14 protein-coding genes are annotated in these 14,059 nt (G+C 44.0%); 6 read left to right on the top strand and 8 right to left on the bottom strand.

The features are described from left to right. Window positions 1-152 precede the first annotated feature (152 nt). The 3 genes from IGJ15_RS11295 (at window position 153) to IGJ15_RS11305 (ending at window position 3,218) form a co-directional block, all read left to right on the top strand. On the top strand, window positions 153-1,412 hold the full coding sequence (locus tag IGJ15_RS11295; RefSeq protein WP_010747713.1) for an ABC transporter substrate-binding protein: 1,260 nt from the start codon (window positions 153-155) through the stop codon (window positions 1,410-1,412). Between the two features lie 92 nt (window positions 1,413-1,504). Continuing rightward, complete coding sequence (locus tag IGJ15_RS11300) at window positions 1,505-2,377, top strand: carbohydrate ABC transporter permease (RefSeq protein ID WP_010747712.1); 873 nt, start codon at window positions 1,505-1,507, stop codon at window positions 2,375-2,377. Next, window positions 2,367-3,218 carry a carbohydrate ABC transporter permease gene (locus IGJ15_RS11305; RefSeq protein ID WP_430599084.1) on the top strand — a complete coding sequence of 284 codons (852 nt, stop codon included), beginning with the start codon at window positions 2,367-2,369 and terminating at the stop codon, window positions 3,216-3,218. The genes IGJ15_RS11300 and IGJ15_RS11305 overlap by 11 nt, the downstream gene beginning before the upstream one ends. Window positions 3,219-3,291: 73 nt before the next feature. Here IGJ15_RS11305 and IGJ15_RS11310 read toward each other — a convergent pair whose 3' ends face one another. Beyond that, entirely contained in the window at window positions 3,292-4,233 is a 942-nt protein-coding gene (locus IGJ15_RS11310; RefSeq protein ID WP_010747710.1) for a magnesium transporter CorA family protein, read from the bottom strand. Window positions 4,234-4,418: 185 nt separating this feature from the next. Between IGJ15_RS11310 and IGJ15_RS11315 the strand changes: the two genes are divergently transcribed. Both IGJ15_RS11315 and IGJ15_RS11320 read left to right on the top strand, forming a co-directional pair. Then, on the top strand, window positions 4,419-5,246 hold the full coding sequence (locus tag IGJ15_RS11315; RefSeq protein WP_010747709.1) for a manganese catalase family protein: 828 nt from the start codon (window positions 4,419-4,421) through the stop codon (window positions 5,244-5,246). Between the two features lie 135 nt (window positions 5,247-5,381). Further along, window positions 5,382-6,221, top strand: a complete 840-nt coding sequence (locus IGJ15_RS11320) for an aldo/keto reductase (RefSeq protein WP_005225416.1) — start codon at window positions 5,382-5,384, stop codon at window positions 6,219-6,221. A 95-nt stretch (window positions 6,222-6,316) separates the two neighbouring features. On the opposite strand, the gene IGJ15_RS11325 is transcribed toward IGJ15_RS11320, so the two are convergent. Genes IGJ15_RS11325 through IGJ15_RS11345 form a run of 5 tightly spaced genes read right to left on the bottom strand, consistent with a single transcriptional unit; the run spans window position 6,317 to window position 10,667 of the window. After that, window positions 6,317-7,054 carry an SIS domain-containing protein gene (locus IGJ15_RS11325; RefSeq protein ID WP_005225415.1) on the bottom strand — a complete coding sequence of 246 codons (738 nt, stop codon included), beginning with the start codon at window positions 7,052-7,054 and terminating at the stop codon, window positions 6,317-6,319. Further along, entirely contained in the window at window positions 7,055-8,305 is a 1,251-nt protein-coding gene (locus IGJ15_RS11330; protein WP_060791761.1) for a PTS ascorbate transporter subunit IIC, read from the bottom strand. 2 nt (window positions 8,306-8,307) lie between these two features. Continuing rightward, a complete protein-coding gene (locus tag IGJ15_RS11335; protein WP_005225413.1) occupies window positions 8,308-8,589 on the bottom strand; it encodes a PTS sugar transporter subunit IIB in 282 nt (93 codons plus the stop codon). 12 nt (window positions 8,590-8,601) lie between these two features. Continuing rightward, complete coding sequence (locus IGJ15_RS11340) at window positions 8,602-9,030, bottom strand: PTS sugar transporter subunit IIA (RefSeq protein WP_010747707.1); 429 nt, start codon at window positions 9,028-9,030, stop codon at window positions 8,602-8,604. After that, window positions 9,027-10,667 (bottom strand): BglG family transcription antiterminator, encoded by a 1,641-nt coding sequence (locus IGJ15_RS11345; protein ID WP_430599088.1) that lies wholly within the window; start codon window positions 10,665-10,667, stop codon window positions 9,027-9,029. The genes IGJ15_RS11340 and IGJ15_RS11345 overlap by 4 nt, the downstream gene beginning before the upstream one ends. Before the next feature lie 201 nt (window positions 10,668-10,868). Here IGJ15_RS11345 and ypfJ point away from each other — a divergent pair, with 201 nt between their 5' ends. Then, on the top strand, window positions 10,869-11,759 hold the full coding sequence (ypfJ, locus tag IGJ15_RS11350) for a KPN_02809 family neutral zinc metallopeptidase (protein WP_010747705.1): 891 nt from the start codon (window positions 10,869-10,871) through the stop codon (window positions 11,757-11,759). A 284-nt stretch (window positions 11,760-12,043) separates the two neighbouring features. Here ypfJ and IGJ15_RS11355 read toward each other — a convergent pair whose 3' ends face one another. Both IGJ15_RS11355 and IGJ15_RS11360 read right to left on the bottom strand, forming a co-directional pair. Continuing rightward, a complete protein-coding gene (locus tag IGJ15_RS11355) occupies window positions 12,044-12,859 on the bottom strand; it encodes an ABC transporter permease subunit (protein ID WP_016610651.1) in 816 nt (271 codons plus the stop codon). Next, window positions 12,856-13,740, bottom strand: a complete 885-nt coding sequence (locus IGJ15_RS11360) for an ABC transporter ATP-binding protein (RefSeq protein WP_081116807.1) — start codon at window positions 13,738-13,740, stop codon at window positions 12,856-12,858. The genes IGJ15_RS11355 and IGJ15_RS11360 overlap by 4 nt, the downstream gene beginning before the upstream one ends. Between the last annotated feature and the right edge of the window lie 319 nt (window positions 13,741-14,059).

Here is a 14,059-nt window from a genome sequence, read left to right on the forward strand (position 1 = left end):
TGTCAGATAATTGGCACTTTTCACTCCTCAATCAGTCGTAGGACTGCTATCTTTTCAGTACATCAGCTATTTTTCATTGGGGGACGTTTCGATCGTTTTCGATTGGAAACGTTTTTTTGAACAAAAATCATTCAATAAAGGAGAGGAACAAAATGAACAAAAAAATAGGTTATTCAATTTTGTCTTTGGCGGCAGTGATGTTAGGGGTCGCTGGCTGCGGCAGTGGTGACAGTGCCAGCGAGAACAAGCAGATCCGTATGTTCGTTTCTGGAGATACCAGTGAAGGCGGCGCTTATTCGAAAATGGCGGAAAAATACAAGGAAGAAACTGGTGTGACTGTCGAAGTCACCGATGTGCCTTATGCGGACTTGCTGACAAAGATCACCAAAGCTGTTCAAGCGGATGATGCGCCAGAAGTCGTGCGGGTTTCTACCGTTCAACCTGACTGGAATGACTATCTGATGGATCTATCAGACATTGCCAGTGAGGCAAACACATTGGAATCGATGACGATCAAAGATGAAGCAGATGTCGTCAAAGCACTCCCTTCTGATGTCACTGCCACTGGGTTGTTTATCAATACGGATTTGTTTGACGAAGCTGGTGTGACCTACCCCACTTCGGAAGAGGATATTTGGACTTGGGATGAATTTTTAACTGCGATCAATGAAGTCGTTGAAAAAACCGATGCCAAATACGGCATGGTCATGGACGCGTCGGATCACCGTTTACGGGCTTTCACTTATCAATACGGGGGACAAGATTTCTTTTTAGATGACAGCGGTGATTCTTACACGACCGATGATGCTACGAAAGCGGCTTTGCAAAAATTTGTTGATTTGAACAATGACGAAGTGATGCCAAAATCGGTTTGGACCTCTGGAGAAGATGCTTCTGCTATGTTCAAGAGCGGCCGTGTTCCAGCTTACTTTTCTGGCAGCTGGCAGATCGTTGATTTTTCTACCAACATCAGCAACTTTAACTGGCAATCGACCTATTCTCCTTATGAAGAGACCCGCGCGGTCAATATGGGCGGCAACTTCATCACTGGCTTCAACAACAGTAAAAACAGTGAAGAAGGCGAAAAATTCATCAAATGGTTGTACGAAGAAGAAAATTACAAACAGCTTTGTACCTATGCTGGTTACTTACCTGCGGTGGAAGATTTGACGGTCGACTATGAACAAGGCCAGGATGCTTATGAAATCTACAACCAAGAGATCGCAGCCGCTGCTCAACCAATCAGCAGCAAGCAAACTACCGATCAAGTGACGATGAGTATGAAAGGCTACACTGGATTGACAGGGGCTTACCGTGATGCCATCGTGCAAGTGTTAAATGATGAAATTACATTAGATGAGGCAATCGACAAGACGATCAAGGATTACAATGATGGGTTTTTGAAGAAATAAACAGACGTTCAACCACAAAGAACCCATAGTCTGGCTTTTTGCAGACTGCGGGTTCTTTGTTGCTGATACGATCGTCGGAGGAGGAATTTTCTGTGAGTACTTTACAAAAAAACAAATGGCCGTTGCTATTCACTGGCGCAAGCATCATTTTGTTCATTATCTTCTTTTTGATTCCAGCACTCTTAGGACTTTATTACTCGTTAACCGACTATAAAGGCTTTGCGACAGCCAATTTTATCGGCTTGGCGAACTATCAAGAATTGTTTCAAGACGCCAGCTTCTATAAAGCACTATTTCGTACATTTCGTTATGTGATCATTCTGGTCCCAAGTATCTATGTCGTTTCTCTCGCCGTCGCTTTGATGTTGAACAGTCAGCTGGCGAAAGGCAAATTTTTCGCAAAGATCATTTTTTTCTTACCATGGACCATCTCTGGGATCATCGCTGGGGTTATCTGGAAATGGCTGTTTGGTGAAAACTTTGGCTTTATCAACTTTATTCTAGAGCAAGCGGGACAACAAACTGTCCCGTGGTTTACCGACTCGAATGCTGCCTTTTCTGTTATTATTTTGGCTGCCATCTGGGGCGGGACTGCCTTTAACATGCTGCAATTTACTGCAGCTTTGAAAAATATCCCCCGCTCGTTGTATGAAGCTGCCGAGATCGACGGCGCCAGCTTTGGGCATAAATTACGCTACATCACCTTGCCTATGCTGCGGCCGACTTCCTTTATGGTCATCTTATTGGCTTCGATCGGCGCCATGAAAGAGTTCGCCCTCGTTCAATCGCTGACCAATGGTGGTCCAGGAACCGACAACATGTTGATCGTGCAATATATCTATACGACTGGGTTTGACAAAATGCGGGTCGGCTATGCCAGTGCTGCCTCCATGGTACTTTTCGTGATTCTTTTACTTTTAGGCTTAGCACAAATGAAGATTGGAGGCGGCAAGAATGACATCTAAGACCATCAAAACCAAACGACCTGTCACAAGAAAGTCAGCGATGTTTTTTTTAACGCTGGCACTGATCATCACTTCCCTGCTGTACCTTTTTCCACTACTTTGGTTCTTATTGAGTGCCTTTAAACCAGGGACTGAATTATTTGCTTATCCCTTGAAAATCATTCCTGAAAATTCAACCATTCAAAACTTTATTGATGCTTGGACAACATTGGATTTCTTTCGTTACTTCAATAATACGTTGATTTCAGCGGTGGTCACCACTTTATTGACGATCCTAGTCAGCGCCGCCTGTGGCTATGCCTTTGCAAAATATGATGCGAAATGGCTGCGTTTTTTCTTCATCTGTATCATCGCCACCACCATGCTGCCGACGGAAGTTATCATGAACCCAACGTTTTCTGTCATTCGTTCACTAGGCTTATATGATAACTTATTGGGGATCATCATCCCTTCCATCAATACAGCAACAGGTATCTTTATGTTCCGAACCTTTTTCGTCTCCGTTCCTGACGATCTGATTGAATCAGCCCGCATCGATGGCGCTTCGGATGGGATGATCTTTTTGAAAATCATGCTGCCGATTGCCCGACCAATCATTATGACACTGGGGATCTTTTCCTTCCAGTGGCGGTGGAATGATTATATCTGGCCCTTGATCGTCTTGAATGATCCGAAAAAATACACCTTGCAAGTGGCGATCCGCAGCTTGGTGGGCGCGGAAAATATCAATTGGACGATTTTGATCGCTGCCTCGGTAATTTCCATTTTGCCTTTGCTGCTGGTCTTCCTCGCCTTTCAGCGCTGGATTCTCGACAGCAATTTAGACAGCGGGCTAAAATAAAAAAAAGTGCCGACTGCTTCGTCGCACCTTTCTCCTTTTATGGATGAACGGTGCCACAGAGCAGCGGCGCTTTTTATTTTGAAAAGTCTTTTCGTGACAAGTAGACGGCAGTTAAAATGCCGACTAAAATAGCCAAGCCAAAGACGACGATCGTACCGATCGCATTGTCTTTTCCTGGCAGTCCTCCGGTGTTGATCCCCCATAGCCCCGCGATCAAGGACGGCACTGCCACCACTAATGCTGCAGAGTCTAAGTATTTCATCAGATGGTTTAGATTGTTGTCCATCATATCGGAGAACAAGCCACCGATGGTTTCTAACAAGTCGCGATAGATAGTGACCATTTTCATGGCAAATTTTTGCCGCAGCTTGATGTCATAAACGAGTGCTTCATTATCCAAACGATCCAAAAATTCTTTGCGATCCATCAAACGATCGACGGTATGGTTTTGGTCCCGCAAGGTGTGATCAAGATAGACCATGTCTCGCTCGGTATCGGCTAAGTTAAACAATTCCTTGTTTTCTGTCGTTTTACGGGCTGCTTGATCCAAATCATCGATTTGCTTCTTCATCTCCTGCAGACCTTTGATGTAATGGGTGTAGATCATCAACGTCGAATAGGCAACGATATCTTCATACCGCTGGATATCTTGCTCATGCTTTTCGATCAATCGTTTGATCAGATTGGATTGATGAGAGACATACGTGATCAATAGATCTTTGGTGTAGATAAAAGTCACAGGCTCAAGACGGTCTTCGATTCGATCCTCAGTCACTTCCGACAAATCGATCAAGGTATAGAGAATCGGATGATTTAACTTGGTGTTGCGCAAGTATTCCAACCGTGACACTTCTTCCGGTTCATTGGCGCCAATAAAAATATCTTCAGGCAGTTGATACTTATCTAACAAGTGTCGTTGTTCCTCTGGATCTGTGCCAGAAACCACTAGCCAATTGTAATCCTCCTCCGAAGATTTGCTTATTTTTCGGTCTTCCATTTTGTAATACTGAAACATGGTGACTCGCTCCTTTTCTAATTCTCTCTTAATTTAACTATCTAACGCTTCAGGCTTTTTGTCAAAATAAATGGCTTTTCTTTTCGATGCTTTTTTCATTTTGTCAAAGTGCGTTTTATTAGACGAACGTTTCGATTCATGAGAAACTTTTTATGGGCCCAATAAAAAATTTTAGGAGGAATAGTATGTTTCGTCATCAGAAAGAATTACAGTTTGAAGCTAAACCAGAAAAACCAAATCCGTTAGTTGCGAAATACCTTCAAGAATTAATCGGTGGACAATATGGAGAGATGAGTGTTGCCATGCAATACTTATTCCAAGGATGGAGCTGCCGTGGGGAAGAAAAATACAAAGACATGTTAATGGATATCGCTACTGAAGAGCTTGGACACGTTGAAATGTTAGCAACGATGGTTGCACGTCTACTGGAAGGTGCACCTGTGGAAGATCAAGAAGCGGCTATGAAAAAAGACCCAACGATCGGTGCGATCATTTCTGGAATGAATCCGCAACATTCCATCGTTGCAGGCTTAGGACCACGTCCTGCTGATAGCGTCGGCAATCCATGGTCAGGTGCGTATATCATTGCTAGTGGCAACTTACTTGCTGATTTCCGTGCCAACTTAAATGCGGAATCACAAGGTCGTCTGCAAGTAGCACGCATCTATGAAATGATCGATGACCGTGGGGTCAAAGACTTACTTTCAGTTTTATTAGCACGTGATAGCTACCACCAAAATCTCTGGGCAGCTGCCGTGAAAGAATTGGAAGAAAACGAAGGCTCAATTTTAGTGCCGACTACCTTTGACCGCAAAAACGAACGCTTAGATATCGCTTATGATTTCTATAACTTCTCAGAAGGCGACCAAAGTAAAGAAGGCTCTTGGGCGAAAGGCAAAGCCCTTGATGGTGAAGGCGAATACCAATGGCTAGACGAACCAAAAGTCGAAGGAAAAGCGCCAAAACTCGATCAAGTCACACCAAAAATGTATGGCACACCGCCTGAAAAATAATTTGATCAAAAAGAGCAATTGTTTCTGAAACAGAAACCGTTGCTCTTTTTTCTTTGTCTGTTTGAGCAAGTTGGTTACGTTCCTGTCAAAAAAGCGTTAGAGTAGAATGTAGAAAAGAAAAGGAGGAATCATTTTATGAAAGCACCTTTACTGACATTAAACGACGGCAATTTACGCCCCGCATTGGGCATCGGTACCTATCAGATCCGTGGTGGCGAAGGATTGAGCCAGCTGCAAGCAGCGATCGCCGACGGGTATCGCTTGATCGATTCTTCAACCAATTATGACAATGAAGGCATTGTCGGCAAAGCGATCCGTCGCTCGGGTATCCCACGTTCAGAATTTTATATCACCTCAAAATTACCAGGAAAATACCATGGCTATGATGATGCCTTAACCAGCATTCAAGAATCCCTTGCTCGCATGGGGCTCGACTACTTCGATGCCTTTTTGATCCACTGGCCATTACCAAAACGCGGCAAATATGTCGAAGCTTGGCAAGCCTTAGTGACCGCCCAAAAATTAGGCTTGATCCGTTCCATCGGCGTTTCCAATTTTGAACCAGAACATTTGGATGCCATCATTGAAGCAACTGGTGTGACTCCTGCATTAAATCAAATTGAGATCCATCCTTACTGGGTCCAAGAACGGATGGTCGCAGAAAACAAAAAGCGCGGCATCGTAACGGAAGCTTGGAGCCCATTAGGTCGTGGCAGCGATGCCCTGAAAGAACCACTGATCACTGAATTAGCTGAGAAATACCAAAAATCAGCTGGTCAAATCATCTTGCGCTGGCATGTGGATCGTGGCATTTTGCCCCTTCCAAAATCAAGAAACCTCGCCCATCAACGAGAAAATCTTGCAATCTTCGACTTTGAACTGACTGAAGATGAAATCAATCAAATCAATCAGTTAAACAAAGCAGACGGCCGCATCGATGGTCAAGACCCAAATGAGTATGAAGAATTTGAATAAACAATGATACCTAAAAAACATCATCTGCTACTCCTTGATCGACGGAGCAACAGATGATGTTTTAATATCAATAATAAACGAATTTGCTTCCCTACTTACAGCTGATAATGGATCGCTTCTTGGTACTTTTCAAACAGGGACTGGTTCAATTCATCCCCGCCGTCTAGGTTCGCTGAGTAAAAAATCGGCGGATAGTCGACACCGGCTTCTTTTAGTTTTTGGCAAACTTCAACGATGATCGCATTTAAGATCGTTGCGCCGACTACGGTGGATGTGGGGCCGACTTTTTGTTCGACGTCAGGAATCGTACACGCTGCATCGCCAATCTCCCCATGATTGTCGATGACGATATCCGCCGTTTCAAACAAACGCAAGCCTGAAGTATGGCGGCTGGTGACTGTTTTTGAATAGGTAAGATTCGTTAATGCGATGATCTTGACCCCCTTTTCTTTGGCATGAAGCGCCATATCGATGATAACTGGGTTTCGCCCAGACACCGAATGCAAGATCAGCACATCACCTGCTGTAAAGGGTTGGGTCGCCGCCAAGGCACTACCGTAGCCTTCTAAGCGCTCCATTTTACTAGTGAAGGTGATTGGGCTGCGATCAAGCATCAGTTCTCTTCCAAAGATCGCGTTGATGGTCATCATGCCGCCTGCTCGATAATACATCTCTTCGGCTAAGATCCCAGCGTGACTTGCGCCAAAAATGTAGATGGCTTTTTTGGTCAAGTTGGCTTGCGTCAGTAATTCAATGGCTTGCTCAATCGCTGGTGCTTCTTTTTCTTCTACAATAGACAATAGTTCTTTTGCTTTTTCAAAGTATTGAAACATTTAAAACCCTCCAAACAGCTTGCCGATCAATTCACCAAGGATGCCCCATAGAGATAAATCGTTCCCACCGAAAATCAAGATCCAGTTTTGAATCGTCGTTGAGAACATCGCTGCAGAGATCCCAACGAGTGCTACCATAACGACAGAAGCTGTGATCGTACCAATAATGGCACCTCGCAAGCCCCCTTGCCCTTCGCCGATCACCGCAGCACCGCCACATTCAAAGAAGCTGGTGATAACTAAAGGAACGATCAAAATGCCAAAGACGTTGGTCGTATTGGCAATGACCACTAAAATCGTTGAGGTGATCATCGCCACGATAAAGCCGATGATTACAGCATTTGGACGATAGTTGAACAAGATTGGTACATCAAAAGCTGGTTTCGCTCCAGGAACGACTTTTTCTGCGATCCCTTGAAAGGCGGGAATGATTTGGTTGATCAATAGACGTACCCCATACAACATGATCAATAATCCTGCACCGAAGTTCAAGCCAGCATCAACCGCAAACATCACCAAGTTGCCCCCTTCAGGAACTAATACGGGCGCAATCAAACCGATAACGATATTCATCAAAAACATCACTAACGCGCCAGTAATCGATATTTCACGGAAAAACGAGAGATTTTCTGGCACTTTCAAATCTTCCGTCGATTTTTCTTTGTTTCCGACCCGTTTTGCAACAAAGCCTGAAACCAATGACAAGATCCCCGTTGGATGACCGATCAAGAATGAATCATCGCCTGTGGCATCCCACACATATTTACGCATGATCCATGGCATGAAGGACCAGTAACAAGCAGATAGAACCGCCCCTAAAATCAACAATGGGATTCCGGTAAGTCCGCCTTCAACGCCCCCAGCGACGATGACGAACGGGAACCACCACAACATGTGACCGGTGAGGAAAATCGTCTTCACAGGTGTAAAGCGAGCAATCAATAAATGAATGACAAGTCCGAAAAACATCGCTAAACCTACTGTTCCGCCGTATTCTGCCGTAAAGGTGATGTCAGAGAGCCCATCTGACACAGCAACGCCTAATTGGGTTTGAACCGCTGCATTGATCGGTGCGATCGTTCCCACCAACATATTTACCCCAGCCGTCAATGCCACCATCCCGAAGGAAGCTGTTAAGGTTCCTTTAACGACTTCTGCAAAAGGTTTTCTTTGTACCAATAACCCAATCATGGCAATGATCCCCAGTAGGACTGGCGGATTTTTTAAAATATAATCCGTGACAAAATTCATGATTATCCCTCTCTTTCAGCTAAAAATTTTTCCATTTGCTGTTTGACTTCTTCTTTATCCATATACTTTTTGATTGGATAAACGGGTGCTTTCACGGATGCTTTTAACTCATTCAATAATTCATTACTCGTAAAATAAACATCTGCTGGTGTCGCTTTTGCCGTCGATAAATCAGTATTCTCGGCAGTTGCCGTCAACCCTAACTCTTTGATTACCTTGTCGATCGTCATCTTCAATACCATTGAGCTTCCTACACCAAATCCACATACTGCTAAAATTTTCATATCCTTTTCCTCCTATTGGAATAATTGACAAATTTGTTCCCAATCGCCATTTAATATCACGTTGTATTTTTCTTCATCCATAAAGATCGCCATGATCTCTTTCAAGCTTTCTAGATGGCTTTGACTATCTGCGGCGGCTAAGACAAGAAATATCCGCACCGGTTTGCCCTCAAGATCGATGGGCTGTTTCGTTACTAAAAGGCTCATACTTTGTTCCAAAACCCCTTCTCCAGGACGGGCATGCATCAGCGCAAAGTAATCCGCCAACACCATGTAAGGACCATTTTCTTCCACACTTTGAATCATCGCTTCGATGTAAGCTGACGTAATCAGCGCTTCATCCAGCAAGGGCTGGCTGGCTAATTTTACGGCTGAGCGCCAATCTGTCACTGTCTCATCCGTTTGTATATGCTTTTCAGGCAAAGAATCCTTCACTTTCATTCTGATTTAACCTCCAACATTTTTGATAGGAACCATTCTTTGTTTTCGATTCCTTGCATGATCAATTTCATCATTGGTTCCACCTTTTGCGTCTCATCCTCTCGGATCATCAATAAAATAATGATGTCGGCTTTTTGGTTGCCCCATTCTACTGGCTGATCCAAAAGCAAAATCGAGATGGCTGTTTTTTCGACATAATTTGGATTGCCATGAGGGATGGCAAAGCCATTATCTAAATAGGTTGATTGTAGCTGCTCTCTTTCAATGACGGATTGCTGAAACTGCGCTTTTCGTTTTTCATCACTAAAAGGGGTTTGTTCGATCAGAAAATTGATGGCTTCTGTTTTGCTGGCAAATCGCTCGAAAAAGACGGTTGGCTGGATCATCGATTGGGCTTGAAGAAGTAAACCATTTTGATCGACCACCGTCTCATTATCGATGACTAAATCGATGTAGTGATTCATGATCCGCTTCATGTCGCGATTGGTCACCATAGGCGAGATCCGCACCACAGGTTTTTGAATCCCGACAAGATCGATGGTTGAAATAATAAAATCGATCGCCGAGATGTCCATCTGCTTTAATTTTTCAACTGAAACGGTTTCGATACTGTCGATCTCTGGCAGAATGCGACGAATTTTCGCAGAGACAAACGAGCTAGTGCCGACGCCATTGGGACAGACAAAAATGATTTTATTCATGCGGCGCATTCGCTCGATCGCTGCTTGAAAATGGATTGTGACAAATCCGATCTCATCATCAGAGATCCCCACTTGATACGCTTTCAAAAAATCATGGAGCGAGAACCAGACCACGCCATACAAGGCAGGATAGTTTTGCTTGATTTCCTCTAACAAAGGGTTGACGACTGTGGTTTGCGCTTCGATCCGCAACAGCAGTTGATACAGATGGATCGTCACATCTTCTTCCAATCGATTGTCTTGGGTCAAGTCGGTGCCTAAGCCTTCGCTGATTTTTTGAATCAAGTTGCGCACTTTTCCCCGAAAGACGAAAGGAACTTTTTCACTTTTCATAAAAAATTTCAAGCCGCTACCGACAATCAGGTAGGCTAGATATTGCACTTCTTTTGGTGAAAATTGATAAATGTGCTGTTCTTCGATTTCTTTCAGTAGCTCATAGACTAACGGATATTTGTCGAACTCCAAAAACAGTTTCCCCACTTGGCGATTTTCTTCAATCACTAAGTTTTCCGCATGACTCGCCCGTTCGATCAGCAGCACGATGGAAAGGACGATACTTTGGATGTAGCTGTCGGGCATTTCCACTTGTTTTTCCATTAACGCTCGACGAAACGCCTGATTTACTTCCTGGTATTTCGCAGGTTCCACCAACAAGGAAAACGCCGCTGGTTGATCCAGCATCATTAAGCAAAAGCGTTTGAGCACCCGATGGATCTGGGATTCACTTCCTTCAAAAAATGTACCTGAATTATCAAATCTCAGGCGCAAGCTTTCTTTTTGAAACAGTTCTTTTAAATAAGAAATATCTTTTGCAATACTGCTGCGGGAAACGAAATAATCCTCTGCTAACTGCTGATAGCTGAGGTGCTCGCCAGCAATCAACCGTTTAAAAATCAAAATCCTTCGTTCCGATGTCCCCGAATAATTCATTTTCATACGCTCACCCTCTACCTCTATTTTATTGCTACTGTACCAAATTAGAAGGCTAATTGTTAGATTAAAGAATGATTAAAAGGAGTGTACACTTTGATTTTCAATGCTCCTGCAGGCATTTTATAACAATTTCAAGGCGCTTTTTTTCACAATCTGCCGCCTTTCTCTTATAATTAAGCTAGGATTTATATAGGAGGAGATAACATGAAATGGCGTGGGGGTAGACAAAGCAGAAATGTCGATGATCGAACGGGGCGATCATCTGGCTCAGGCGGGATGCTGGCTGCTGGTGGCGGGATCGGTACGGTGATCATCGCTGTTTTATTTTTCCTGTTTAGCGGTGGTGATTTAAATTCGCTGCCGGATGTCTTGGGTGGCAGCGGTCAAGCAGCCAATTACCAGACAGAAAATGTGGGCACCAGTGAGTACACGGAGGAAAAAGAGTTTTCCGCAGTCGTATTCGGCTATTTAGAAGATTATTGGCAAGACGTTTTTCAAGAGCGGCAAGAAACCTATCAAGACCCGACACTCGTATTATTTACGGGAAGCGTGCAGTCGGCATGCGGCTATGCCACGTCACAGGTTGGTCCGTTTTATTGCCCAGCAGATGAGAATGTGTACCTTGATCTTAGCTTTGCCAATGAGCTTTCCGATAAATATGGCGCAAGCGGCGACTTCGCAATGGCCTATGTCATCGCCCATGAAGTCGGTCATCATGTGCAAAATGAGCTGGGGATCACCCAACAATTGGACAAAATCCGCCAGCAAGTTTCAGAAAAGGAATACAATCAGTACAGCGTTCGTTTGGAACTGCAAGCTGACTACTTAGCTGGTACTTTTGCGAAATACTTGCAAGGCGAAACCTATCAAGGACAACCGATCTTAGAAGCTGGCGACATTCAAGAAGCAATCACAGCTGCCAATGCCATCGGGGATGATACGCTGCAAAAAGAATACCAAGGCTATGTTGTTCCAGATAGTTTTACGCACGGCACATCGCAGCAACGCGTGGACTGGTTTAACCGTGGCTATCGTTATGGTGACTTAGCACATGGCGACACCTTTAATGTCGATAGCCTTGACTTGAGCAAGTAGCTTCAATTAAAAAATCACTCCGAAACAGCATGAACCGCCTGCTGCTTCGGAGTGATTTTAGGTTCTTGTTGCCCCTTCAAGCCTTTTGGTGAAGGGACGCTTTACGCTTTCTTAACTTTCGCAATGATTTTTTCGCAAAAACGTGCCTGCTTCGTCATACTTTTTTCACATTTCGAGACTATTATATAAGCATACCAACAAACAACCCTAACACTTTTTCATTTTTACTCCTTTGCCTGTCAGTCCCCGCTGACAGGCTCTTTTTTGTCTTTTGATTGATATACTCAGACCTGCAAGTCTTTACGCTCATAACGGGAAAAGGTGCCAAAGAAACAGATGATACCGATCAGCAGTACCCAAAGGACTGATGTCGCGCCGTTATCCATGAGTTGGACGGGTAATGCCATCCGCACAGGTGAAAGTCCTGCCAGCCATTCCAATTTATCGTAGAGTTCCCCCACGATGCCGAGCAAATACAGACCGAACACGCAGCCTAAGCCGACGCTGGCGGTTTGTTTGCTGGAACGCAAGATCGTGGATAAAAAGAAACCTAGACAGAGGAAAAAGACTAAGACACCGTACTCGGCAACGAAGATTTTGCTGATTTCTTCTATAAAAGCGGACAGGTCATCTTCAGGTAGTTTGAACAAAGCAAATGAGGCCAGACTACTGCCATAAGCAATCAGCCAAAAGCCAGTCAGCAACAACAATCGAGCGAGGAACTTCCACCCAACGATTTCTCTGCGGCTAATAGGCTGAGCGTATAAATACTCGATCGTTCCTTCTGATTCTTCAGTGATCAGACTGTTCAAGCCTAAAAGCATCCCATAAATACACGCAGCGATAAATAAGTATTGAAAGTAGTACCCGAAAAAGCCTGTCGGGGAAACCAAGCTTGAGGGTCCTGTCAGTTGGATGTTAAAGATGCCTAGTAATTCTGGGCTGAAAGAGCCCAACATCTGGTCTAACGACGTTTTCATTTCTGGCGTGATCATTTGAGGATAGATAGCCGTAAATGCAAAAATGATTGCTGCAAAAAGGATCGCCCAGACTAGCCAGCCTTTGAAGGTATTTTTAAGATCGATTTTCATTAAAGTCATTTTTGAGAACCTCCTTCATACAGGAGCATAAATTGCTGTTCAAGGGTTGGGTGTTCGATCGTGAACTCTTTAATGGCAGGATTGGTTAAAAAATGTGCCAGCTGATTCATGTCCCCTTGATAGAAAAAACGCAAGCTGTGTGATTCCTGAGCAAGAACCTGTACGTTTTCCAAGCCGGCTAATGAGAGGCTACCCTCATTCGTGAGCGTTACAACTTTGCCGAAATTTTCTTCCTCACTCAGTTCTTTCACGGTGATGATCTGTCCTTCACGAATAAAGGCGGTCCGATGGGCATAGGTCTGAATTTCATGCAAATCATGGCTAGATAGAAAAATCGTCATCCCCTGTTTGTTTCTTCTAAGGAGCTCTTCAAACAGCCGTTTTTGGATCAAGGGATCTAAGCCATTGGTCGGCTCATCTAAAATCAACATTCTCGGTTGTGCAATCAAGGCGCTCGCAAGCCCGACTTTTTTCTTGTTCCCTAAAGAAAGTTCTGCGATCGATTTGTTTGGATCAATTTGAAAAAGCTCCATCAACTCCTGAATCTCTTTTTTTGGCTGCTTGACTTGATGAAAATCCGCCGTAAATGCCAGTAGTTCTGCTGTCGTCATTTTTGAATAAAACCGTACATCACTGGAAACATACCCAGTAAACGTTTTGATCTCTTTGGCTGCTTGTTGGCAATCTCGTCCAAAAATCGCCGCCTGTCCTGCATCTGGTTTGATAAAATTCAACAATACTTTGATGGTCGTTGATTTTCCCGCACCATTTGGTCCAATAAAGCCAAAAATCTCTCCTTCTGCCACTTGCAACGATACGTTCTCGATGGCGTACTTCTTGTTGTATTGTTTGCTTAGTCCGTTGATCGTAATGGCATCCATCCTGTCCCCTCCTTGTACTGCTTTGATGCCATCAGTGTAGCCTTATTTGGCGTTTCCGTCAATCAAAGATCTAAAAGGCTTCCGCTGGAATGTTTTACGAAAATCATCAACAGATTGACACACTTCTATTGCTTTCTCTTCCTATTTTTTTCACATTTTCCCGTTACTATAAATACATACCAACAAACAACCCTAACACTTTTTCATTTTTACTCCTATCCCGCCAGTCCCCGCTGGCGGGCTCCTTTTTTTTGCGGCAAAAAAACGCAGACCTAGCAGCAACTGACTTTAGCAAATGTAGCACTCGCTAAAGTCAATT

This window comes from Enterococcus sp. AZ079 (assembly GCF_050547255.1).
GTDB classification, from domain to species: Bacteria; Bacillota; Bacilli; order Lactobacillales; family Enterococcaceae; genus Enterococcus_D; species Enterococcus_D casseliflavus.